23 protein-coding genes and 1 other annotated feature (1 of these 24 running past the window's edge) are annotated in these 22,753 nt (G+C 47.1%); of the genes, 19 read left to right on the top strand and 4 right to left on the bottom strand.

Annotated features, from left to right (window positions below; genetic code table 11):
* Positions 1-69 precede the first annotated feature (69 nt).
* Positions 70-2,331 carry an AraC family transcriptional regulator gene (locus MKY35_RS17485; protein WP_342444352.1) on the bottom strand — a complete coding sequence of 754 codons (2,262 nt, stop codon included), beginning with the start codon at positions 2,329-2,331 and terminating at the stop codon, positions 70-72.
* A gap of 266 nt (positions 2,332-2,597) precedes the next feature.
* On the opposite strand from MKY35_RS17485, the gene MKY35_RS17480 reads away from it, so the two are divergent.
* Together MKY35_RS17480 and map are read left to right on the top strand one after the other, a co-directional pair.
* Positions 2,598-3,317 (top strand): TetR family transcriptional regulator, encoded by a 720-nt coding sequence (locus MKY35_RS17480; RefSeq protein WP_342444351.1) that lies wholly within the window; start codon positions 2,598-2,600, stop codon positions 3,315-3,317.
* A 26-nt stretch (positions 3,318-3,343) separates the two neighbouring features.
* Entirely contained in the window at positions 3,344-4,090 is a 747-nt protein-coding gene (gene map, locus MKY35_RS17475; protein ID WP_342444350.1) for a type I methionyl aminopeptidase, read from the top strand.
* Positions 4,091-4,352: 262 nt separating this feature from the next.
* Here map and MKY35_RS17470 read toward each other — a convergent pair whose 3' ends face one another.
* Positions 4,353-5,066, bottom strand: coding sequence for an expansin EXLX1 family cellulose-binding protein (locus MKY35_RS17470; protein ID WP_342444349.1), 714 nt, complete (start codon positions 5,064-5,066; stop codon positions 4,353-4,355).
* A 479-nt stretch (positions 5,067-5,545) separates the two neighbouring features.
* On the opposite strand from MKY35_RS17470, the gene MKY35_RS17465 reads away from it, so the two are divergent.
* Positions 5,546-6,262: a metal-dependent hydrolase gene (locus MKY35_RS17465; protein WP_039272325.1), complete on the top strand. Its 717-nt coding sequence runs from the start codon at positions 5,546-5,548 to the stop codon at positions 6,260-6,262.
* Positions 6,263-6,372: 110 nt separating this feature from the next.
* A protein-coding gene (locus tag MKY35_RS17460) for an IS3 family transposase (RefSeq protein ID WP_342444348.1) occupies positions 6,373-7,739 on the top strand; the annotation gives its coding sequence in 2 pieces (ribosomal slippage) (positions 6,373-6,835 and positions 6,835-7,739; 1,368 coding nt in all).
* A gap of 75 nt (positions 7,740-7,814) precedes the next feature.
* On the opposite strand, the gene MKY35_RS17455 is transcribed toward MKY35_RS17460, so the two are convergent.
* Positions 7,815-8,894, bottom strand: a complete 1,080-nt coding sequence (locus MKY35_RS17455) for a M42 family metallopeptidase (RefSeq protein WP_029515385.1) — start codon at positions 8,892-8,894, stop codon at positions 7,815-7,817.
* 185 nt (positions 8,895-9,079) lie between these two features.
* On the opposite strand from MKY35_RS17455, the gene spoVAC reads away from it, so the two are divergent.
* From spoVAC to MKY35_RS17380, 15 genes are all read left to right on the top strand, one after another.
* The gene (spoVAC, locus tag MKY35_RS17450; RefSeq protein ID WP_025723396.1) at positions 9,080-9,586 is read left to right on the top strand and encodes a stage V sporulation protein AC; all 507 of its coding nucleotides are present in this window, start codon (positions 9,080-9,082) and stop codon (positions 9,584-9,586) included.
* Positions 9,583-10,605: a stage V sporulation protein AD gene (spoVAD, locus tag MKY35_RS17445; protein WP_342444347.1), complete on the top strand. Its 1,023-nt coding sequence runs from the start codon at positions 9,583-9,585 to the stop codon at positions 10,603-10,605. Before spoVAC ends, spoVAD begins: the two co-directional genes overlap by 4 nt.
* Positions 10,602-10,958, top strand: a complete 357-nt coding sequence (spoVAE, locus tag MKY35_RS17440; protein WP_013311204.1) for a stage V sporulation protein AE — start codon at positions 10,602-10,604, stop codon at positions 10,956-10,958. The genes spoVAD and spoVAE overlap by 4 nt, the downstream gene beginning before the upstream one ends.
* Before the next feature lie 214 nt (positions 10,959-11,172).
* Positions 11,173-12,132, top strand: a complete 960-nt coding sequence (locus MKY35_RS17435) for a MoxR family ATPase (protein WP_165148948.1) — start codon at positions 11,173-11,175, stop codon at positions 12,130-12,132.
* A 3-nt stretch (positions 12,133-12,135) separates the two neighbouring features.
* On the top strand, positions 12,136-13,383 hold the full coding sequence (locus MKY35_RS17430; RefSeq protein ID WP_342444346.1) for a DUF58 domain-containing protein: 1,248 nt from the start codon (positions 12,136-12,138) through the stop codon (positions 13,381-13,383).
* Positions 13,380-15,590 carry a transglutaminase domain-containing protein gene (locus MKY35_RS17425; RefSeq protein WP_342444345.1) on the top strand — a complete coding sequence of 737 codons (2,211 nt, stop codon included), beginning with the start codon at positions 13,380-13,382 and terminating at the stop codon, positions 15,588-15,590. Before MKY35_RS17430 ends, MKY35_RS17425 begins: the two co-directional genes overlap by 4 nt.
* A gap of 108 nt (positions 15,591-15,698) precedes the next feature.
* Entirely contained in the window at positions 15,699-16,229 is a 531-nt protein-coding gene (locus tag MKY35_RS17420) for a YqeG family HAD IIIA-type phosphatase (RefSeq protein ID WP_013311200.1), read from the top strand.
* Complete coding sequence (gene yqeH / locus MKY35_RS17415; RefSeq protein ID WP_342444344.1) at positions 16,222-17,349, top strand: ribosome biogenesis GTPase YqeH; 1,128 nt, start codon at positions 16,222-16,224, stop codon at positions 17,347-17,349. Before MKY35_RS17420 ends, yqeH begins: the two co-directional genes overlap by 8 nt.
* Before the next feature lie 110 nt (positions 17,350-17,459).
* On the top strand, positions 17,460-18,329 hold the full coding sequence (aroE, locus tag MKY35_RS17410; protein ID WP_342444343.1) for a shikimate dehydrogenase: 870 nt from the start codon (positions 17,460-17,462) through the stop codon (positions 18,327-18,329).
* Positions 18,330-18,397: 68 nt separating this feature from the next.
* Entirely contained in the window at positions 18,398-18,694 is a 297-nt protein-coding gene (gene yhbY / locus MKY35_RS17405) for a ribosome assembly RNA-binding protein YhbY (protein WP_013311197.1), read from the top strand.
* Positions 18,695-18,711: 17 nt separating this feature from the next.
* Positions 18,712-19,302 carry a nicotinate-nucleotide adenylyltransferase gene (gene nadD, locus MKY35_RS17400; protein ID WP_029515377.1) on the top strand — a complete coding sequence of 197 codons (591 nt, stop codon included), beginning with the start codon at positions 18,712-18,714 and terminating at the stop codon, positions 19,300-19,302.
* Entirely contained in the window at positions 19,286-19,882 is a 597-nt protein-coding gene (gene yqeK / locus MKY35_RS17395) for a bis(5'-nucleosyl)-tetraphosphatase (symmetrical) YqeK (protein WP_342444342.1), read from the top strand. Before nadD ends, yqeK begins: the two co-directional genes overlap by 17 nt.
* Complete coding sequence (rsfS, locus tag MKY35_RS17390) at positions 19,879-20,226, top strand: ribosome silencing factor (protein ID WP_013311194.1); 348 nt, start codon at positions 19,879-19,881, stop codon at positions 20,224-20,226. The genes yqeK and rsfS overlap by 4 nt, the downstream gene beginning before the upstream one ends.
* Complete coding sequence (locus MKY35_RS17385; protein WP_029515375.1) at positions 20,223-21,131, top strand: S1-like domain-containing RNA-binding protein; 909 nt, start codon at positions 20,223-20,225, stop codon at positions 21,129-21,131. The genes rsfS and MKY35_RS17385 overlap by 4 nt, the downstream gene beginning before the upstream one ends.
* Before the next feature lie 3 nt (positions 21,132-21,134).
* On the top strand, positions 21,135-21,908 hold the full coding sequence (locus MKY35_RS17380; protein WP_307347115.1) for a class I SAM-dependent methyltransferase: 774 nt from the start codon (positions 21,135-21,137) through the stop codon (positions 21,906-21,908).
* Between the two features lie 72 nt (positions 21,909-21,980).
* Here the strand turns inward: MKY35_RS17380 and MKY35_RS17375 are convergent, their stop codons facing one another.
* Entirely contained in the window at positions 21,981-22,370 is a 390-nt protein-coding gene (locus MKY35_RS17375) for a tautomerase family protein (RefSeq protein WP_342444341.1), read from the bottom strand.
* Positions 22,371-22,554: 184 nt separating this feature from the next.
* Positions 22,555-22,753, top strand: a binding site (T-box leader) (it continues 59 nt past the right edge of the window).

Here is a 22,753-nt window from a genome sequence, read left to right as displayed (position 1 = left end):
AGAATTGTGATAAAGAAGAAAAGCAAGTCTCCAGAAAGTTGGAGGCTTGCTTTTTTGATGTCAGTTTACTTATTGCGCATTTGCTCTAGAACGGCGAAAATCTGTCGGTGTTACGCCCAAGCTACGTTTGAACATGCGATGGAAATAAGAGCTGCTCGCAAATCCGGTTTGTTCTGCTACGTCGGCCACGGACCAGTCGGTCTGTTCCAGTAACTCACATGCCTTGCGAATACGGAGTTGTTGGATGACGTCCACGACAGTAGACATGGTCTGTTGCTTATATAGCCTGCTGACATAGATCGGCGACATATCCAGCTCTTCCGCAATCTGATTGAGACAAAAATTGGGATCCGTATAGGCCTGCTCCATTCGTTCATTAATTTGTCGCACCAAACGTTCCTGTTTCGTGTTTCGTTTTTCCGATAGACTGGAGCGAATATGATCAAAGACCAATTGATAATGATCAATAAGGTTTTCAGCGGTCTCTAACCGATCTGCGGATGGTAATTCAGGTTTAGATTCTATAGCAAATCCATTGAGCTCACTGATATGCCGAACAGCATTATTCACACTCATGATGAGCCGGGATATCGCCTCTCGAACAGAGGAAAACGGATATTTTTCCATATGCATCAATAATTCTTTGATCATACTGTGTGCATCCTCCGTATGACCAGACAGTAGCATATCCAGCATTTTTTTCTCTTTATCGGCTGGATATACGTAAGTATTTTGGATATCTTCGTCTGTAGTGTTTTGCGCATTAATAATGCAGCCATGTCCCTGAAAAAATCGGTGCATAGATGCGTCTTGTACCTGGCGGTACAGCAAATGTAGCCGTTCTGGTTGACTCGTGATGGCACTGTAAGTCAGTGAAACGCTCAGCTTCAAATATTCAAAGCAAGCTTCGCGTATTTGGCGTAATAAAGTTTCTAGTAGTACAGTGTCTGTATGTTCTGCGGGATCGAGAATGTTAAGCATCAGCAGTACACTGTCCTCATCCATATCAACAGTCTCCACCCGGTACGTCTGTCCGCATATTTCAGAAGCAATGTTCATAATTGCAAACTTATAGGGTAGCAGATCAGGTCCACGTTCGCTTTGCCATCGGGTATATTCATCTATGCGCAGCAGCACAAGGCGGTAGTCTTTGTCGAACTGGAACGTAATCCCAAGCTCGCGCAATCGTTCCGGTTCTTCACTGGCAGGGATATTTTGAATTCCCCGAATCACATTTCTTAAAATGTTTTGCCGGATCGTGTACATACTGTTTCGTTTCTCCGATTCCAGTGAATTCATATGCACAACGATTTGGCCAATAGGCGTATACAGCATTTTGGACAGCAGCCACGAAGCCACGAATCCTGCCAATGCAATGATGGCGGCTATCAGTAACATCGCATTACGAATAACACTTGCCATTTTGATAACGTTTTCATATGGTGTGACACTAATATACTGCCAACCTAGTCCGTCCGGGGAGGTGTAGGAAATGAGTGATCTTTTACCATGAAAGTCTTCTACAAAATAGCCTGTTTCTTGTTTTTTGACTCTCGTATGCAACCATAGCTGCTCTTTTTCGTTCAAAGTTTCGTCTGTCAATGTTGTACCAGACAACAGCCTGCCCTGATCGTCTAAAATATAAGCGGTCCCGCCTGAGATTGGATTCGCCGCCATTTCCTTGTTCATCCAGGCCGCCGACACATTCACAATCACAGCCGAATTTATCGCTTCGTTCGAGTTAATTGCGTCATAACATAAATACGTATAGGCTGCGATATCTGGGCTTGCTTGCTCTACTCCAGCTCTGGAGTCTGAGGCAGTCAGCAGCGGATACGTGCGTGGAATAGGCGTAAAGGGTTTATAGTCCTGATAATGATCCAGTACGCGAATGATATCTGTATCAGCCAGTTCATGTTTGCTGAATAACCCGTTTTGACCTTGTGAAGACGCAATGTAGAAGGTGCCGCTTTTAGGATTAAACACGTAGATGGATTCGATATACGGCATGGAGTTAAGATAATTGTTCAATTCGGTCATGGCAGCGGTTACATCATATACATTAGGTTTGGGATAATACAACAACTTGGATAGGGTACTGCTGCGATACATTTGGAATGCCAACGATTGAGCGATAGATGTCATGTTAATAACCTCTCTGCTTCTCAACGTCAAGCTGTTGTGATTGGCCTCGAATGCCTGCTCCTTTTCCACACGAATATAGTAAAAATAATACACAGTGGTGGATACCAGCAACGTTAGCGTAATACATAACGTAATGCTGACCAGCAATTTGCTGTGAAGCTTATGATGCTTTTTGAAATTGCTCATTTGAACAGGCCTCCTGTCTGTGTGCACGTAGCTGTAAAGTACACCCTATTTATGTATTCATTATACGTGTGATCTTGTGAACAAGACAGTGAACAAACCGATTCTTTGTGAAAAATAATGTTTTTTCGTTAAGCAGCTAACCCGTTGGTCAAGTACCGATTTCTAGGTTGAGCTGGAAATCCTCCAGCTAATCTCTTGTTATTTGCATACCGATGTTTTATATTGACATAAGAGTAGGTCAAAAATAAAAGAGGTGAACGGACGAGATGAGTCCACGCACGAAGGAACAAAACGAAGAGATTCGACTGCGGCGTCTGGAGCAAATCCGGAAAGCCGCTGCCGATGTATTTTTGAATAAGGGGCCTTTACTGGAAATCCGCGATGTGGCCGCGCAGGCGGGACTCGGCTATGGCACGGTATACCATTATTACAGCAATAAGGGCAATTTGCTCTACGATCTGCTATGGGATGCGTTGGAGCGGGCCGGGGGATGGCTGGAGGCCTCGTTAGAGGCTCCGCTGAAGGTTCCGCCGGAGGTCCCGCACGTTTCGGCTTCGGGAGAGGCGCCGGCGGGCGGGCATTTTGGCTTGGCTGATGCGGCAGACACCGGGATCTCGGCTGCCGCAGAGCTTGGCCCCGTCGCCGCTGCCAGCGTCCGGCTGCTGCAGCTTTGGGCGGAGGACCACGCCCTGTACCTGCTGCATAAGCTGGCCGGTGAGGGCTTTGCCTCGCTGCCTGAAGCGCGCTCGGCCCCGCTCTCGGCGGCCTTTCGCCGGGAGGTGCTCGCGCCGTTTGCCGCGCTGCTGGAAACCGGGTGTGTGGCGGACGGGTCTACCGCTTCCAGCGAAAACGCGACGGAGCCGTCGTATCGGCTACAGCGCGCGGAAATGCTGCTGGCCGCTTTGGTCGGTTGCGCCGCGCTTTCGCTTCGCCGCGGAAAGTTGCACGAGGAGGCCAGGGATATCGTCCGATTTTTAAAATTATAGAATGGATAAGGAGCGAACAAACAAAAATGATTATTTTAAAATCACCTAGGGAAATCGAAGAGATGAAGCCGGCGAGCCAAATCGTTGCGGACTGCTACCGCGAGGTGGCCAAACTGATCGAGCCTGGGATCACCACCCGGGAAATCAATGACTTTGTTGCCAGACACATCACCAAGCTGGGCGGCAAGCAGTTTACGAAAGGGTACAACGGTTTCCCCGCCGAAACCTGCATTTCGGTCAATGATGTGGTGGCTCACGGCATTCCTTCGAACCAGATGCTTATGGACGGCGACTTGCTGAAGCTCGACATCGTCGTGGAATACGGCGGATGGTTCGGCGATTCGTGCTGGTGCTATGCGGTGGGCAATATCCGGCCGGAGGCGCAAAAATTAATGAAGGTGACAAAGGAATGCTTGGATCTGGGGATCTCCCGGGCCCTCCCTGGGGGCCGGCTCGGCGACATAACGTCGGCGATTCAACAGCATGCGGAAGCGAACGGGTTTTCGCTCGTACGCGATCTGCTGGCCCACGGGATCGGACGGAGCCTGCATGAGGAGCCGAGCTACGAGCATATCGGCGTAGCCGGCAAAGGCATTCGGTTAAAGGAAGGCATGGTGTTTACGATTGAACCGATGGTCAACGAAGGTACGTTTCGTATCACGATCGACGACGATCAGTGGACGGCGAGGACGGCCGACGGCAAGTTGTCGGCGCAATATGAGCATACGATCGCAGTCACGCCGGACGGACCGCTGATTTTAACGGCCCAGTAAGAATAGCGGCGAACGGATGGGAATGCGTCATTTTAGGAAATAAGTCGCCAACCCGGCCTGTTTGGCCTGAGAAAGTTCGTAATCCGAAACCACGAAAAAGCGCTGGGACCAACCTGGATCAGCGCTTTTTTTACATGGTTTGAAACTTTTACCGATTTACGAAAAACCGTTTCCCCGGAGAAAATGGCCTAGAAGTAAAACACTCCCATTAGCCTAGGGGATCGATCCTGAAATAACGTAAGCAAAGAGAGGCAGTACTTCATCAGTCTGGAAATTGAACGTTACCTTTAACGATATAGGCTTGGCCTGTGCCATTTTCCGCTAGAGCTGGGATGGTATCGTTGAGCACGACACCACGAATGTCCGTAATCCTTATTTTCAGAGGCTGTTTTCCTAAGTTGGTACCCAAAAAGTGGTTGTAATCCTGTTTTTCGAGATTGAGCCATTGTCCGTTTTGTTGGACTTCCATCTTCAAGACCGGATATTTATGATTGCGTACTTGAATGGCTGCCCACCATTGGCTGCTGCCTTCTTTAATACGGTAGGAGACATTGCCGCTAACCGGAGCTTTGACAACTTTCCACGAAATATTAATTTTTCCGTCTAATTGGTTGCCAATCAGGTTGAACGCGTTTGGGGACAGATCGAGTGCGCCATTTGGACCTTCGGGGTAAAGATCAGTTACATATACGGTTGTTTTCCCTTTGGGACCTTGAACTTCCAAATAGGCTCCAGCTAATGCAGCTTTGATTCCATTATAATTCAGTTGTGTGCGGTTAAGCGCTGTGATTTTGGCATCCGAAGGGATGGGATCAAGTAGTAATGCCCCTCCAGAGTAACCTGATCCCGTATATGTGGCGTAGCCTGTGTATGTATCATTCCAAGCAGCTGAAGCGGGAAGGGCGAATAATACAAGACTTAACAACGATGTCAGACCGATGGTTTTGAACTTTCGGAACGTCGATTTTTTTTGCATAATCATTTCCTCCTTATTCATTTAATAGATTCATATAGTAAATATAAACACTATATTACCTAATATTTCAAATTGTACAATAGGACTTTGAGGCAAAAAGAAAATATTGAAGATGTTTGTCAACTTACTCATAGGCCATATGTCTTGTTTTTTTGGGAAATGGTTGAACGGTGCTTTTTTTCGCAGAAAGTTTGCAGGGCAGCCGATAATTTCAGGAAGATGTATCCTTATAACACAGGACAGGGCTGACTGGAGAGTAAGGACAGAGGAGGGGGTTAATAATAAGGACGAATGTCTTCTATGCACCGCCAGTAAAATACTTTAGAGCGATTAAACTAGGACTTTTGAATGAAGTCTTTTAAATAGAATAAGCGAACTATTGTTCTCCTTTTGTTTGTCGTATACAATCGAATCATGCTGATTCAAATGGAGTGATGTTGAACTCTGTTGTATGCTGCAACGAAAGGATGTTTTGCACCATGATGGGAAGAGCCCATTTGATTATTGGAACCGGGGTCTCCCTGTCGGTATTAGCTCTAAGTGGATACGAAGTGACCCCGGCTGCCGTGGCAGCTGCTGTGGTCGGTTCATTGTTGCCGGATATTGACGAGCCTAACTCCATGCTCGTGAGCCGTGCGCTGCCAACCAAAATGCTTAGACTCATACAGCTTCTAATGATTGGGGCTGCTGGTTGGGTATTTTTCACCCGTTTGGCTCCGCCGCCATGGAATCTTGTTCTGGCTTTGCTGATGATTAGTGCTTCTTTTATGCCTTCACGATCCATGCGCAAGGTTATTATCTTTCTAATTGGTATCGGCCTCGCCTGGTATGGAGAATCATATGCACCGTGGAATTATATCGCTGGGTGTCTGCTGATCATTTGTACGCTAGTCCCACACCGGGGGTTAACTCATACGGTATACGGGACAGTCGCATGGACTGCGCTGCTTTATGGTACGACACGTTTGCACGGTGACAGCATATGGCTGGCTGGAGGTATGGCGTACTTGCTGCATTTACTGGCAGATTCCTTGACGAATAATGGAATTAAACCTTTGCCGCCGTTCAAATGGAAGCTGCGATTTAAATTGATGAGTACCGGAACCCGGAAGGGAGCTAAGGTAGAAAACGTCTGCATTGCTCTAACTACTGTACTTGTAGTGATTGCTTTGCTTCGTTATAAGCATTTGATTTGAAATGTTCTATCTTTTGTTTCTATTAAATTAAAAAAACAGTCAATGCACGTTGTACGTGTCTGAACTGCACCCCATTTGTTAGACACGACTAACAATGGAGGTGCAGTTTTTTGCCTAAATTCAGTTTAGATGAGAAATTGAAATTGGAGGCCATTCGTAGGTATCAGCGTGGTACTGAGGGAGTCAAAAGCATTGCACAATCATTAGGGATGAATCATGAAGCTTTACGTATGTGGATTAGGCAATACGAATCTCACGGGGTAAAAGCTTTTGAAAAAACCTATACAGCTTACTCCACGGCATATAAACTAGACGTACTCAACTACATGAACGAGAATGGGACGTCTCCGAATGAAGCAGCTGTCATTTTCAAAATTTCTTCACCTGGAGTCATTAGGAAATGGCGTAGTCAATTCAATGAACATGGAATAGACGCCCTGAATTCAAAGAAAAAGGGGCGTCCACGCATGACAGATAAGAATAAAAACATCACAAAGAAACAAGAACCTGCCAAGGATTCAATGGAGGCTCTACAAGCTGAATTAGAACGTTTACGTATGGAAAACGCCTATCTAAAAAAGTTGAATGCCTTAGTTCAAAACAAGGAAAAATCACCAAACAAGACAAAGCGCAAGTCGTCTATGAATTAAGGCATGATTTCCCGGTGGTTGCATTACTAAAGCTCGCTGAAGTCAAACGTAGCACCTTTTATTATTGGATCAAACAGTTTGATAGGCCAGATCCGGACGCAGGTCTGAAACTCCTTATCCAATCTATTTACGAGGAACATCAGGGTCGCTATGGCTATCGTCGTATCCGTGACGAACTATTTAATCGGGGGCATCAAGTTAATCATAAGAAAGTACAGCGTATTATGGCCGAATTAGGCCTGAAATCGGCAGTGCGTATGAAGAAATATCGTTCCTATAAGGGATCAGTGGGTAAAGTTGCACCCAATGTACTCGATCGTAATTTTCATTCAGGCAAGCCAAACGAGAAATGGGTTACCGATATTACGGAATTTAAGTTGTTTGGAGAAAAGCTTTATGTATCCCCTGTTTTAGACTTGTTTAACGGTGAAATTATCACCTACACAGTAGGGGCTCGCCCCACTTATTCCTTAGTCTCCGAGATGCTGAATGAGGCATTTAAACGCTTATCCGAAAAGGATAAACTGCTCCTGCATTCGGATCAAGGTTGGCACTATCAGATGAAGCAGTATCAACACGCTTTAAAGAAACAAGGAATTACCCAAAGCATGTCTCGTAAAGGAAATTGTTACGATAACGCTGTAATGGAAAACTTCTTTGGCATCATGAAGTCGGAGTTTCTTTATCTAAATGAGTTTGAAAGTGTAGATCACTTCAAGCAAGAACTAGAGCAATACATTAATTACTACAATCACAAGCGCATCAAGTCAAAATTAAAAGGCATGAGCCCGGTACAATACCGAGCTCATGCCCAACTGGTTGCATAAAAATAGTTGTCTAACTTTAAGGGGTCACTTCAGTCTCTTGACTGTTTTTTATAGATAGCGATTCTCTATTACACCTTAAGCTCGTTCTATAATGGTATTCAGCGTTGTACGATCCAGGTTTTGAACCAGCTTGATGATCAGCTCTTTGGCTGCATCATAATCATCAGTGTGAATAATAGACGAGGAAGTATGGATGTATCGTCCACAGATGCCTATGACGGTAGATGGTACGCCAATTCCGCTCAAGTGCACTTGGCCGGCATCGGTTCCCCCTGTGGAGATGAAATATTGATACTTGATTTTGTGAGTTTCCGCCATGTCTTGCACGTATTCCACAATTCCGCGGTGTGTAATCATACCCGGATCAAATACCCGCAGCAGTGCGCCTTTACCGAGGTGTCCGTAAGCATTCGGGTCACCGCCCATATCATTGGCTGCACTGCAATCCAGTGCAAAGAAAATATCGGGCTGAATCAGATTGGCCGCTGTGCGTGCACCGCGCAGTCCTACTTCCTCCTGAACAGTGGCCCCCGCATACAATGTATTGGGAAGCTTGTCTTTTTCTTTATGTAACGCTTCAAGCAGTTCAATAGCCAAGCCTACACCGTAGCGGTTATCCCACGCTTTAGCCATGATTTTTTTAGGATTTGCCAGTGGTGTAAAATCACAGATTGGCGCTATGGCTGTTCCTGGTACGATCCCCAGATCCTGAGCTTCCTGTCTGCTGTCTACGCCAATATCCAGATACATATGCTTGATGTCCATAGGTTTACTGCGTTGCGATTCATCCAGCAAATGAGGCGAGACAGAGCCAACTACACCGATAACTGGGCCTTTTGGAGTCAATACTTGAAGACGTTGTGACATGATGGCTTGGCTCCACCAGCCTCCAACCGGCTGAAAACGAATCATTCCATTTTCCGTAATACCATTCACGATAAAACCGACTTCATCCAGATGGCCTGCCACCATTACACGTGGTCCACTCTCTTGACCGCGCAGCACCCCAAAAAGACTGCCCAATCGATCTTGCACGATTTCATCGGTATAGCCGGATATCCGTTCCTTAACCCATGCCCGCAACTCTCGTTCATGCCCAGGAATGGAAGGAAACTCCGTTAAGGTTTTAAACAATTCCAATGTTTTTGATTCCATGATGTATACCTCACTCCTTATTAATTAACCAGTGGTCGTCATGTATTTAGTATGAATGGATTTGTACGGAATGTCCACGATATCATTTTCCTGACATAACATTTCTCCAAAAAGCTCATAATGAAAAAGACCCAAGCAATTCGAACCGCCAAGCGCGAAAACTTACAGATAAGGGGTGGTGAATGATGCCAGCTAAATCCGGGCAGCGCGGTTTTCGTACCAATACGTCGCCGCTGTCCATAAATGAGAAGGACTATCAGAATATTTCACAAAAGCATGAGCCCTCGAGAAAAGTATTTGCTAATTGTGTGCGCGCTTTTCTGGTTGGAGGCGGGATATGTGTGATTGGACAGGCGATTCAAGAGGCTTTTATGGCAGGAATGCACATATCAGCCAAGGAGGCCGCCCCGCCGACCTCATCCATGATGATCTTGCTGGCGGTCATATTAACCTGTATCGGGGTTTACGATAAGGTTGCTCAATGGGCAGGAGCAGGAACCGCTGTGCCAATTACAGGCTTTGCTAACTCCATGTGTTCGGCTGCATTGGAATATCGTTCTGAGGGACTGGTGCTCGGAGTGGGCGCGAATATGTTCAAACTTGCTGGTTCGGTTGTCGTATTCGGGGTGGTGGCTGCATTTATCGTAGGCGTTATATATGCCATCCTTGGTGTGGGAGGCAATCACTTATGAGAAGACAGGGAGGACAAACCTGGAAGTTTGAATCGAGACCGCGCATCATTGGAAGTGCCACTGTTGTGGGCCCGGATGAAGGAGAGGGGCCGTTGTCCACAGATTTTGATTATATTTATGACAATATAGAAATCAACGAGAAAACGTGGGAAAAAGCGGAACGTAGATTGATTGAGCATTCTACAGAGCTGGCGCTAATTAATGCCAATTTGAACAAAGAAGAAGTGCAGTTTTTTATTAGTGGTGATCTGATGAATCAGATTATCAGTAGCTCCTTCTCGGCTAGCAAGCTGGCCATTCCCTATTTGGGTGTTTTTGGAGCCTGCTCAACATCAATGGAAAGCTTAGCCTTAGCCGCACTTATTGTGGACTCAGAGGCCGGTGACTACGTGATGGCGGGTACGACTAGCCATAATTGTACTGTGGAAAAACAATTCCGCTATCCTAATGAATACGGATCACAGAAGCCCCCTACGGCTCAGTATACTGTTACCGGTTCCGGCGCCGCAATAGTGGGCCATGCCAAGTCAGGGACGGTGGTGGATTGTGCTACCATTGGACGTGTAATGGACATGGGCATTAAGGACCCCTTTAATATGGGTGGAGCCATGGCTCCCGCGGCTGCGGACACGCTGTTGTCTCATTTTCGAGATACTGGCCGTGACCCTAGTTACTATGACCTCATTGTAACGGGCGATTTAGCCTCTGTGGGGCTACCGATTGCCAAGGAGCTGCTCAAAAAAGATGGGTTCGATATGAATCAGACGGAATTTAATGATTGCGGTTTACTGATTTACGACATTAATAAGCAAAAGAAAGTCATTTCAGGAGGCAGTGGTTGTGGCTGCTCGGCTGTTGTAACCTACGGGCATTTGTTGAAGCGGATCGAAAAAGGAGAGCTACAAAAGGTACTGGTGGTGGCGACTGGAGCGTTATTATCTCCTTTGACTACACAGCAGGGTGAGAGCATTCCTTGTGTTGCACATGCTGTAGCTTTTGAGGCGGGAGGAACAGTATGATATTTCTATGGGCTTTTTTAGTGGGTGGTGCCATTTGTGTCGTGGGCCAATTGATGATGGATGTGTTCAAAATGACGCCGGCACATACGATGAGTACGTTGGTAGTTGCAGGTGCAATTGCTGATGCTGTTGGGATATACGATCCGCTTATTAAATTTGCAGGGGCGGGTGCGACCATTCCAATTACCAGTTTTGGTAACTCACTTGTACACGGCGCATTAACCGAATTGGAGAAGGACGGATGGTTGGGTGTCATTACAGGGATTTTTAGTCTGACAAGTGCAGGGATTTCCTCTGCGATTATTTTCTCTTTTCTGGCATGCTTGTTTGTTCGTCCAAAAGGAAGCATATAAAAGCAGCGTACTTTAGATTTGACATCGTAAGATAAATAATTGTATACATGTGCCCTTCGGATCTAATGACCGAAGGGTTTTTGATTGTTCTGCACATGAGAGATCGAAAGAAGGATGGAGCTTGAATAATATGGCAGGGGGTTAAGTGTACTCTGTGTCCACCTTCATGTACAATAATAGGAAACAGGTTGCTATCTAGGAGGTTTACAGAGCTATGCCCGTACGTCAAGAATCTGTGCAGATTGTATCTGCAATCCGTTCTAATCTGGAATCATGTATATTAGGTAAATCCTTTGAAATAAAATTACTGCTTACGGCTATGCTGGCGGGTGGACACATTCTGATCGAGGATGTTCCGGGTACGGGAAAAACGCAAATGATCAAGGCTCTTGCCAAATCCATGCGTGGTGATTACCGCCGTGTTCAATGTAATCCTGATATTCTCCCGAGTGATATTACAGGGGTATCCATATTTCATCCACGGGACGAGCGTTTTTATTTCCGTCCGGGTCCTGTGATGACTAATATTTTGCTGGCGGACGAAATTAACCGAGCGACGACGAAAACCCAGTCAGCTCTGCTGGAGGTTATGGAGGAACGCAGTGTGACGGTGGATGGGGACACTCATATGTTGCCTCATCCTTTTATGTTGTGTGCGACACAAAACCCGATTGATTTTGAAGGCACTTATATGCTGCCGGAAGCACAGTTAGATCGTTTTATGCTCAAAATCAGCTTGGGTTATCCTGATATGGAGACGGAGCGAAACATGCTGCTCCATCATCAGGCAGGCCAGCCAGCAGATCGTCTGGAGGCTGTAGCTCATATGGAGCAGATTGCTGACATCCAGCAGGAAATTAGAGGGATTTATATGGACAAAGCAGTGACGTCCTATTTACTTGATATCGTACGTGCGACAAGAGAACATCCATCCGTGCTGCTGGGAGCTAGCCCCCGGGCGGCGCTTGCTTTTGTAATGGCTGCGAAGGCATACGCTTTTCTGGACAACCGTGACTATGTGCTGCCTGATGATGTGAAGGCACTGGCACCTTATGTGCTAACGCATCGTTTGTTGCTGCGTCCCGAGGCGCGCCTGGATAGTTCCAATGCCCAGTCCGTGCTGGAGGCTGTCCTTCGGCACGTACATGTACCCGTACGAATGGAGCGTCCTTAGGGAATGAATATGGTCAAAAGGAAGCGCAGGCTTCCCCGGCTGTCAGGCCGCATCTGGCTTCTGGTGGTCATATGGGTGGTGTGCCTGCTATATTTGTTGTTTCAGGGCGGCAAGACGTCGGTCATGCTGTTGTCTATGGTTACGCTGTTAATCGTTTATTTATGGATCGTTGGTTTGAGCGGAGTTCGCCGTGTGCAAGGCTCCCGGCAGCTTTCGCAAGGCTCGGAGTTTGGAGAACTGCTGCATGCAGGAGATCAAGTGCATGTAAAGCTGAGCCTCAGCATTCCTGGATTTCTTCCGTTACCCTATGTCATTGTCCGTGAGGTCCTTAAGCGACATACAGGTGAGTCCTGGTCGTTTGAGGATAGTGTCATTCCCAGTCTAAAAGGGGGCGGTCAGCTTACATTTCAGACTCCCGCTTTAGAGCGAGGAAGCTATCACTTTGAGGAAACGGAATGTGTGAGTGAGGACATCTTCGGTCTGTTGGAGCACAAAGGCAGCTTGAACGCACGCGGTGAATTTCGGGTGCTGCCCCGAACGGTATTCATTCCGTATTGGCAGATGAATGACCGTCGCTCAAGAATGTCTGGACCGCAGACCGTTCAAACTCGAACGCGGCGTGAAACGACACAAATTAACGGTGTACGGGATTATGTATATGGAGATCGGTTTTCGCGCATCCACTGGAATGCGACGGCGCGTACAGGTAGCTGGAAATCCAAGGAATTTGAGCATGAGACAGTTCCCAAAACGATGCTTGTGCTGGACGTACACATGAAGCATTATGTGAACGCCGAACAGTTTGAGCTAGCTGTATCCTCTACCGCTTCATTGCTGGAATATGGTGGACGGGAGCGAATGGGGGTTGGATTGTGCACAGCTGGAGAGAAAGGCACCGTCTTTCAACCAAGTGAGCAGACAATGGAACGACAACGAATGATGCATCACTTGGTAGACATACACACCACTTCACAAGGTAGCTTGAAATCCGCTGTAGAAAGCAGTGTGCGCCAGTTTCCGCAAGGCTGTTATTTTATACTGATTAGTCCGCTGAAGGATTATCAGGCGATGGAGCTTCTTCGCTGGGCCGATACCCGGGGAATGACTCCGTGCCATGTCTATATTGGAGAAGGTTCTGCTGAGGGAGAAGCTGAAGAATGGATGAGCATGCTTCGTGCAAGGGGAATTAAGGGCTACGATGTTGAGAGCCTTGAAGAGCTCCCGGCTGTAATGGGGGGAGGGACACTATGAAGAGCTGGTTACAATCGTTAAAGGGTTCCTGGGTCCCCGCTTTTACATTTTTATGGATTATTATTATTGCCATGCAATGGGTTTCTTTTGCTTCCGAATTATGGTTGGAAGAGACAAGAGCACTCGTACTAATGACCATTACAATGCTGGCTCTGGTGAAGATTGTACTACCATTTCGTCCCTGGATTGAATTTATTGTTAAGGCGATGGCGCTGTTTTTTATTTTGTATCGGACATTGGTGTCTTATTCAATCATTATCCCCTTCGGAGGGGTAGCCAATCGCCTGGACCAGTTTATTTCCAATATGTCACCTTATATTTGGTTTTCCCTCATCGCTTGGCTAGTTATTGAAATGGTGCCGCTCATCGTTACAACGAAGCAGCGGATTCTTGTTTTTGTGGGTATTAACATTGCCGCGCTGGCAGTACTTGATTCCTTCACGCCAACTGTGCTGTGGGAGGAGGTTGCTTGGATCGTCTTTGCTGGTATGGGTTGGCTGGTGACGCAGCATCTGCAGTATTTTCGGCAGCATTATCCTCAAGGATGGAAGCATATTCGGCGCTATCCATATAAAATAGTAGCCAATATTGCGGTCATTTTTGCGCTCATTATTATGGCTGGTGTCAATATGCCCGAGGTACAGCCCGCTTTGACGGATCCCTATACAGCGTGGACCCAGAGAAATAGCTCAACTACCGCCGGGATCAACAATGGATCTGGGGCACTGGATCAGCGGATGAACACTGCATCGGGTTATAGTCGCCAGGATAATCGGTTGGGGGGAGGTTTTAATTTTGACTATTCTCCTGTCATGACCATCACGACCACTCAACGAAGCTATTGGCGGGGGGAAACGAAACGAACCTATTCCGGTACAGGCTGGAGTGACAAGGGCAACGATGATCAAACGTTAAATGATGTTCCAATGACCGCAGAGCTTGAAAACACACAAGAAACGCGGCATTCGACTGAGCAGGTCGTTCAGACCATTACGATGCAAAACGACCAAAGCTATCCTGTTTTATTTGGCGCTTATTCGGTGCAGCGTGTTCAATCGGTGGACAGAGATTCACGGGCAGACGGGTTACGTTGGAAGCCGGAACAGGCGGAACTGCTTTGGAATCCATCCTCCCGAAGAACTGCTTATCCTAAAACGTATACTCTGGTATCGCATGTCCCTGTGATCCCTGAGAAAGAGCTACGCACAAAAACTTTTAATGAGTTGTACGGAAAAAACAAACAGGAAGCCTATCTACAAATTCCAGATGAGTTGCCACAGCGGGTTCGTGATTTGGCTCAGAACGTAACGTCAACGGCGAAAACGCCATATGAAAAAGTCGGATTACTACAGCAGTATTTGCAGCAAAATTATGCATATACGAACAATCCGGATCTCTCACGGAAAAGAAGCAGAGATTTTGTGGATGCCTTTCTGTTTGAGATTCGGGAGGGCTATTGCGATTATTATTCCACCTCATTAGTCATGATGGCTCGCTCCGTTGGGGTTCCAGCCCGTTGGGTTAAAGGGTATGCACCTGGTCAGCAGACGTTTTCAGATGATGCAACAACGGGTGAAGGTGACGAAAATATGTCCTCTTACTCCGTGACAAATGCGGATGCTCATTCCTGGGCGGAAGTATATTTAGGTGAATACGGTTGGGTTCCTGTAGAAGCAACGCCTGGCTTTGATATGCCGCTGCTTACGGAACAGGAGGATTCAAAGACTCCAGAAGCCCCAGAGGTTAAAGATCAGTCTGAACCGGAACAGCCTGAGCAGACCCCGCAGACTAATCCGGAGGAAGCTTCAAAGATTCATCCTGTAATTATAGGTTCTGCTGCTGCAATTCTGCTGTTGTGGGCTGCTTATATCGTCTGGCGTAATCGGGCAGACCTTCACTTTTACCTGCTGCGTTTACGCAGAGGTAAGCCGTTGACTCCGGATGAAAAGGTGGTCGTCGAAACTGAGCACTGGTTAAGGTACATGCGAAGAAGGGGATTTGTCCGCGCCAGTCACGAGACACTGAGGGAATCAGTTGATAGATGGTCGCTAGAAGTACCGGAACAGGCTTCAATTTTACATCAGCTGCTTGGACGATTTGAACAGGCGCGTTATAGTCCCTCATCCGTAACCGCAGAAGATTGGCATATGGTTCGCAAGCAAGCCTCTCTGTTACACAAAGAAGGCTGGATAAAACGTCTATTTTAGTCTTTAGCTATATATTTAGTGAAAAAGCTGTCCGTTTGTTGCGGATAGCTTTTTACTAAGCCATAGTAATATGGTATAGTTTGTCGTATGAAACTGAGGTGACCGACGTTGTTTGAAATGCTGATGCCCAAATTACGGGTGAATACCGTCTTTGATATTGATCTTGAAGGCTTATATGCTCAAGGATATCGCGGCATTATTACGGATCTGGATAACACGCTGGTCGGCGCAAAAGCGCCGAATGCAACTCCCGAGCTGGTGGCCTGGTTTGAGAAGGTCAAACAGGCGGGTTTTAAGCTTGTCATCGTGTCTAACAACAATATGGACCGTGTATCCGTGTTTGCTACGCCTTTGGACATTGAATTTATACATGCCGCACGGAAGCCCTCCAACTCGTCTTTTCGTAGAGCCATCCGTATGATGGGGCTGACTCCGGAAGAAACTATTATGGTCGGAGACCAAATGTTGACGGACGTATTGGGAGGTAACCGACTGGGGTTGCATACGGTGTTGGTGCTACCGATATCCATTCATGATGAAGGAGTCATGACTCGATTTAATCGGCGGTTGGAGCGAATCGCGCTCACAAGGTTACGTAAGAAAGGCTTATGGCTTGAGGAGGAAAAGAAGAATGACTGAAAGACCTGACGGCGGCACTGCCGTCAAATGTAGTGGTTGCGGTATAACCGTGCAGACCACTAGCCCGGAGCTTCCGGGATTTATTCCTGAAAAATTGCTTACTCGCGAACCTGTCATTTGTCAGCGTTGTTTCCGAATCAAAAACTATAATGAGACGTCTTCAGTGACAGTGGATCAAGATGAGTTCTTGAAGCTGCTCAGCCAGATTGGCGACAAGGATGCACTCGTTATCCACATTGTAGATATTTTTGATTTTGAAGGCAGCTTGATTTCCGGTCTGCAACGCTTTGTAGGCTCTAATCCGGTTATACTGGCTGTAAACAAGACCGATTTGCTGCCTAAGGTAACGAATTGGAACAAGGTACGTAACTGGGTACAAAAGCAAGCGAAGGAGCAAGGGCTTCGCACGGAAGAAATCGTACTGTGCTCAGCTAAAAAAAATCAGGGCTTTGACCGTCTTTTGGATGTGGTATCTGAGCTCCGTGGTAACCGCGATGTATATGTGGTTGGAGCGACAAATGTGGGTAAATCCACGCTCATTAACCGTTTGATTCGTGATTATAGCGACATGGAGCAGGAGCTCACAACGTCCCGTTACCCGGGAACTACACTCGATATGGTGAATATTCCGCTCGACGACGGCAAGGACATTATTGATACTCCGGGTATTGTATACCCTTGGCGATTCAGTGAGATCGTCTCCCGTCAGGACTTGAGCGCTATTATGCCGGACAAGCCGCTGAAGCCTGCTGCGTATCAGCTTGATGCCGGACAAACATTGTTTTTCGGCGGTATGGCCCGATTTGATTTTGTCGACGGTCAGCACCAATCTTTTACCTGCTACATTAACGGTGGTCTTAAGATACATCGCACGAAGCTGGAGCGAGCTGATCAGTTGTTCGCTGATCATGCCGGGGAATTGTTATCTCCGCCAACACGCGATCAATTGGCAGAGATGCCGGAATGGACAAGACATGAGTTCCGCGTGCCACGCAAGTCTCCATCGGACATCTATATTTCCGGTTTGGGATGGATCAGGGTAAATAGCGAGAACGGAGCTCTGGTTGCGGTTCATGCTCCTCGGGGAGTCCGTGTGCTTTTGCGGCCTGCGTTGATATAACGTTGCTGTAACCATGTTATAGGGCGGCAAGGAACAGGTACTGTACTGGTTCCTGCCGCCATTCATGTATTTGTGCGGCCTAATATTTTGCAATATGGGGGAGAGCGACGATGAACAGCGGGGAGTCTGAAGCGACTGAACAAGGTCTTGTACTATTGGGCGTATTGGGTGATCCAATCAAGCACTCCAAATCGCCTCTTATGCATAAAATAGCTTTGCAGGCAGCGGGGATTGAAGGAGATTTTGTACCTCTTCATGTAAAACCGGATCAGCTGAAAGATGCCATGAAGGGGATTCGCGCTTTGCATTTCCGCGGAGTCAATGTGACGATTCCCCATAAAGTCGAGGTTATGAAATATCTGGATGAGATTGATGAAGGTGCCAGACTCATTGGCGCTGTCAATACGATAGTAAATGATAATGGACGGCTTAAGGGGTATAACACGGACGGAATTGGCTACGTACGTTCCCTCAAAGAAGAGACTTCTGTCGAGTTGAAGGGAGCAAGAATTGCTGTGCTTGGAGCCGGAGGGGCTGCTCGTGGCGTGATTCATGCTCTGTTGGAGGAGCAACCGGAATCGGTCATTATTTTGAACCGAACACGTGACAAAGCTGAGCAACTGGCATTAGAGTGGACGACGGAAACGATCCCAGTGAGGGGTTATTCCAACGAGGATGCCAAGAGCGTGCTCGCCACAGTGAATGTGTTGATTAACACAACCTCGGTGGGAATGTCTCCTTTATCGGATGAACTTCCACTGGAAACGAGCTTGATTCCGGAGGGAATCATTGTGAGTGATTTGATCTACAACCCGTTGGAAACGAGACTTTTACAGGAAAGCCGTGAACAGCGCGGCTGCACTGTACATGGGGGCTTGGGCATGTTCGTGTACCAGGGGGCTGTGGCTTTTGAGTATTTTACAGGGGTTGTCCCTGCTGTAGAGCAAATGAGAGCGGCTGTGCTGAGTAGCCTGTCGTAAGTAAGAGGGTACATTAAAATTATGGAAATGCTGCATTGCATATGTGGCGACGAAGGGGTTAAATATACATGTTAACAGGTAAACAAAAAAGATATCTGCGCTCAATGGCGCATCATTTGGACCCGGTTTTTCAAGTAGGCAAAAACGGTACGAATGAGCATCTTATGCGTCACATCAACGATGCGATTGAAAAGCGTGAGCTGATGAAAGTACAAATTTTGAACAACTGTTTGGACGACAAGCATGAAATTGCGGAAGAACTGGCCGCGGAGACAGGTTCTGAGCTCGTACAGATCATCGGGAGCACTATTATTTTGTACAAAGAATCCCGTGATCATAAGGAAATTGAGTTGCCTAGAGGATAACATGCGGGGAGAAAATTATGAAAATCGGTATTATGGGTGGTACATTTGACCCGATTCATATTGGACATCTGCTGGCTGGAGAAGCGGCAAGAGATGCCTATGGGCTGGATCAAGTATGGTTTATGCCTTCTCATATTCCTCCGCACAAGCATCAGGCGGGGGCGAGCGGTAAAGAGCGTCTGGAGATGACGAGTGAAGCGGTGGCGGGTCATCCTGCTTTTGAAGTGCTGGATATTGAAGTGCTTCGCGGGGGAGTATCCTATACCATTGACACGATCAAGGAGCTTCAGGAGTTGCATTCTGCTGTGGATTTTTATTTTATTATTGGTGCGGATATGGTGAACTACTTGCCTCATTGGCAGGGAATTGAGGAACTGGCGCAGCGAATTTGTTTTATTGGTGTTCGGCGACCAGGATTCCAGCTTGCAATGGATGAGTTGCCACATTATTTGCAGGACAAGGTACTGTTGGCAGATATGCCAGTGGTGGACATTTCGTCCACGGATATTCGAGAGCGTGCTGCGGAAGGGCGCACTATCCGTTATCTTGTGCCTGATCGAGTGCATGACTATATTACAAGGGGCGGTTTGTATGAAGTACAGCCGTGAGCAATTAATGGAAGCCGTATCTGGTCAAATGCCTGAAAAACGCTGGAAGCACACACTAGGTGTTATGCATACCTCAGTGGAGCTTGCAAAGCGCTATGGAGCAGATCCGGATAAGGCCGAACTGGCGGCTATTTTGCATGATGTAGCGAAATATTGGCCTGTTCAGCAGATGGAAGAGGTGATTCGCAGTCATCCCGAATGTGATCAGGAGCTTTTGGAACATGACAAGCAGCTCTGGCATTCAGAGGTAGGATACTGCGTTGCAGCAAGAGATTACGGAGTGGATGATCCTGAAATAAGGAATGCGATCCGCTGGCATACGTCAGGACGCGTAGGTATGAGCCTGCTGGACAAAGTCGTGTGTCTCGCTGATTACATCGAACCGGGACGGGATTTTCCCGGGGTTGAGCATATCCGTAAACAGGCAAAGAAAAGCTTGGAGCAGGGCCTTGTCGCTGGATTTGACTCCACAATTTCATTGTTGCTGGAGAAGAAAAAGGTTATTTTTCCACTGACAGTCTTGTCGCGCAATGACTTGATTCAACAACTAAAACAGAGGAAAACGGAGGTTCATGAATGACCCTAACTAATGAGCAATTAATGCAAACAGCGGTTGATGCCGCAAATGATAAAAAAGCAATGAATATTGTCGCACTGGATTTGCGGGGAATATCACTAGTAGCTGATTATTTTGTCATCTGCCACGGTAATTCGGATACACAGGTACAGGCGATTGCAACAGAAATTCGCAAACGCGCTCATGATGAAGGTGTAACTATCAAAGGAATCGAAGGAATGGATTCCGCCCGTTGGGTTCTAATGGATTTGGGGGATGTCGTAGTGCATGTCTTCCATCGCGACGAGCGCGAATATTACAACATTGAACGACTCTGGTCGGATGCTAAGGTTGTGGAAAAGGTATGAGTTTGATCGCCGGTACTTATGTCACCATTATGGTGGATCGTGAGGTATCTCCTTTCGGCTACTTTCTCACTGTTGGTGAGCAGGATGTGCTGCTGCACTATACGGAACTGACACGTGAAATTGAAGTTGGTGAACGGTTGGAGGTATTTATTTTTCACGATACAGAGGACCGTTTGGCCGCAACCATGAAAAAGCCGTTCTTGTCGTTGGGCGAAATGGCTAAGCTTGAGGTGGCCGATGTGCATCCGCGTTTGGGTTGTTTCCTGGAGATGGGATTGGGTCGTCAGCTTTTGCTGCCGATTCGTGAGTTGCCAGAAAACCGAGATTTGCATCCTCGGGTGGGCGACTACGTGTATGCCATTATGGAGCATGACAAGCAAGGCAGATTGCGGGCTAAGCTGGCAGGGGAACAGGAACTGGCTCCGTTGTGCTTCCACGCCCCTGATTCGTGGCTGAATACGTGGGTGCAGGCGACTGTGTACAAGCCGCTTCAAATGGGCACATTCGTTCTGGTAGACGGAGGGGTGCTTGGTTTTGGCGCGATTGGGATGATTCACTCCTCGGAACGCAACCGGATGCTTCGCTTGGGCGAAGAGGTTAAGGTACGGGTCACGCTTGTTCGCGAAGACGGTCGGGTCAATCTGGCGATGTCGCCACGCAAGGAAGTGGGCCGTGATGAGGATGCGGATCGATTGATTGCTTTTCTGAAAGAGCGTCCGGGCGGCGGCATGCCTTACTCCGATGCAACACCACCCGATATTATCAAGCAACGGTTTGGTATTAGTAAATCCGCCTTCAAGCGTGCGATGGGCAAGCTGATGAAGGAAGGAATGGTTACACAAAAGGAAAACTGGACCTACCTGGTGGAGAAAATGCCGAAACCGAAGGACGGGAATGGGGAATGAAAAATGGCTTCTTACCGGAAGTTTGCCTATGTGTATGATGAGCTGATGCAGGACATGCCGTACCCGGACTGGTTGCGCTTTGCACGGCAGGCTTGGGATCAGTACGGGATGCCGCATACGGTGGCCGAGCTGGGCTGCGGAACGGGTTCAATTACGATTCCCCTGGTTAACTCTGGGTTCGAAGTGGCTGGAATCGACTTATCCTCTGACATGCTGGCAGTAGCCCGTCGCAAAATGGAAACTACTCCACAGGGACAGCGATTGTTTCGTGAGGGAAGCGTTCGCTGGATACAGCAGGATATGAGAGAATGGATTTTACCCGAGCCTGTGGATTCTGTAATTTCTTTTTGCGATTGTCTGAATTACTTGTTGGAGGAAGAAGATATCATTTCTACTTTTCGCAGAACGCATGCTGGTCTGAAGCCTGGCGGAACCTTTTTGTTCGATGTGCATCATCCCCAGACGTTTTTACGTTATGATGAAGAGCAGCCTTTCGTACTGGACGAACGCTCTATCTCATATATCTGGACATGTGCGTTGGACACTCCCCGTTGTGAAATTGAGCATCATCTTAGTATCTTTGCGAAAGCAGAACATGAAGGACGCGATCTATACCAGCGTTTCGAGGAAATACATGTACAACGTGCCTATGACCCAGACTGGATGAAGGCAGAATTGTCCAAAGCGGGTTTTCGCGATGTGAAGGTATATGCGGATTTTGAATGGGTAGAAGCAGAAGATGACGCGGCGAGACTGTTTTATGTTGCTGTAAAATAGCAAAGATTCATTGAACGAATATGGGAAAAAAAAGACGCTTTTCATGATGACATGAAGGGCGTCTTTTTGCACTTATATATTCACTTTATAGTTCAACTGAAGCTCATCACCCGGTACACCCCGAATGCCCCAGTTCTGTTTGGGTGTTTCAAATATAGTAATCTCAAGATCCTGTGGAGAAATACCCAAAAGATCGTTAATTCTTTGGAATAACAGGCTAATGAGTTGCTTCTTAGCTTCTATCGTTCTGCCTTCAAAGATACTGATTTCAATAATGGTGTACGCCCCAGAGCGACCATCGGCATATATAAAATCTTCCTGATCCATAGGAAAAAAACGATGAAACCTCTTGTCAGGAGGATATTTGAGCGCATCCATCACAGCAGAATGAATCACCTCTGAAAGTTGCTTTTTGATTGGATTTAGAGTCTCTTTTATTCCGTAAATTTTAATCTGTGCCATTTCTCAGCTCACCTTTCTTATCTCAACTCATCTCAATTTGAAGCGATTTAACTCGGAATTATTATAAAACATTCGTATGCATGTGTCATGAACAATTAGTATGGAGAGGGTTCTTAACACCAAAGGTAGTCCTTATTTGACTTTTTTCGCGGTTTTCAATATAATAGTGCCATTATTAACGGTTAAACAATCGCTGATGAGGAATAGTAGCTTTGTCTGGACATGTAGAGAGCCGGCGGGTGGTGCAAGCCGGTTGACAGCACAAAGTGAACTCGCCTCGGAGATATGCGTCCAACGCAGGAACGCCCTATACTGGTGCTTGTATCCTGTTATTAACCCGCATCGGATCACCTCCGTTATCAGGTGCAAAGGGAGTAGAACGC

Source organism: Paenibacillus sp. FSL L8-0638 (assembly GCF_038593075.1).
GTDB classification, from domain to species: Bacteria; Bacillota; Bacilli; order Paenibacillales; family Paenibacillaceae; genus Paenibacillus; species Paenibacillus polymyxa_D.
This window is presented reverse-complemented; position numbering and strand designations above follow the sequence as displayed.

Coding starts and splice junctions, on each gene's coding strand:
- nadD (WP_029515377.1), top strand. CDS start 18,712: ATGAAAATCGGTATTATGGGTGGTACATTTGACCCGATTCATATTGGA.
- MKY35_RS17435 (WP_165148948.1), top strand. CDS start 11,173: ATGCCCGTACGTCAAGAATCTGTGCAGATTGTATCTGCAATCCGTTCT.
- MKY35_RS17375 (WP_342444341.1), bottom strand. CDS start 22,370: ATGGCACAGATTAAAATTTACGGAATAAAAGAGACTCTAAATCCAATC.
- spoVAC (WP_025723396.1), top strand. CDS start 9,080: ATGCCAGCTAAATCCGGGCAGCGCGGTTTTCGTACCAATACGTCGCCG.
- MKY35_RS17430 (WP_342444346.1), top strand. CDS start 12,136: ATGAATATGGTCAAAAGGAAGCGCAGGCTTCCCCGGCTGTCAGGCCGC.
- MKY35_RS17455 (WP_029515385.1), bottom strand. CDS start 8,894: ATGGAATCAAAAACATTGGAATTGTTTAAAACCTTAACGGAGTTTCCT.
- yhbY (WP_013311197.1), top strand. CDS start 18,398: ATGTTAACAGGTAAACAAAAAAGATATCTGCGCTCAATGGCGCATCAT.
- yqeK (WP_342444342.1), top strand. CDS start 19,286: ATGAAGTACAGCCGTGAGCAATTAATGGAAGCCGTATCTGGTCAAATG.
- spoVAD (WP_342444347.1), top strand. CDS start 9,583: ATGAGAAGACAGGGAGGACAAACCTGGAAGTTTGAATCGAGACCGCGC.
- MKY35_RS17470 (WP_342444349.1), bottom strand. CDS start 5,066: ATGCAAAAAAAATCGACGTTCCGAAAGTTCAAAACCATCGGTCTGACA.
- aroE (WP_342444343.1), top strand. CDS start 17,460: ATGAACAGCGGGGAGTCTGAAGCGACTGAACAAGGTCTTGTACTATTG.
- map (WP_342444350.1), top strand. CDS start 3,344: ATGATTATTTTAAAATCACCTAGGGAAATCGAAGAGATGAAGCCGGCG.
- rsfS (WP_013311194.1), top strand. CDS start 19,879: ATGACCCTAACTAATGAGCAATTAATGCAAACAGCGGTTGATGCCGCA.
- MKY35_RS17425 (WP_342444345.1), top strand. CDS start 13,380: ATGAAGAGCTGGTTACAATCGTTAAAGGGTTCCTGGGTCCCCGCTTTT.
- MKY35_RS17480 (WP_342444351.1), top strand. CDS start 2,598: ATGAGTCCACGCACGAAGGAACAAAACGAAGAGATTCGACTGCGGCGT.
- yqeH (WP_342444344.1), top strand. CDS start 16,222: ATGACTGAAAGACCTGACGGCGGCACTGCCGTCAAATGTAGTGGTTGC.
- MKY35_RS17465 (WP_039272325.1), top strand. CDS start 5,546: ATGATGGGAAGAGCCCATTTGATTATTGGAACCGGGGTCTCCCTGTCG.
- MKY35_RS17485 (WP_342444352.1), bottom strand. CDS start 2,331: ATGAGCAATTTCAAAAAGCATCATAAGCTTCACAGCAAATTGCTGGTC.
- MKY35_RS17385 (WP_029515375.1), top strand. CDS start 20,223: ATGAGTTTGATCGCCGGTACTTATGTCACCATTATGGTGGATCGTGAG.
- spoVAE (WP_013311204.1), top strand. CDS start 10,602: ATGATATTTCTATGGGCTTTTTTAGTGGGTGGTGCCATTTGTGTCGTG.
- MKY35_RS17380 (WP_307347115.1), top strand. CDS start 21,135: ATGGCTTCTTACCGGAAGTTTGCCTATGTGTATGATGAGCTGATGCAG.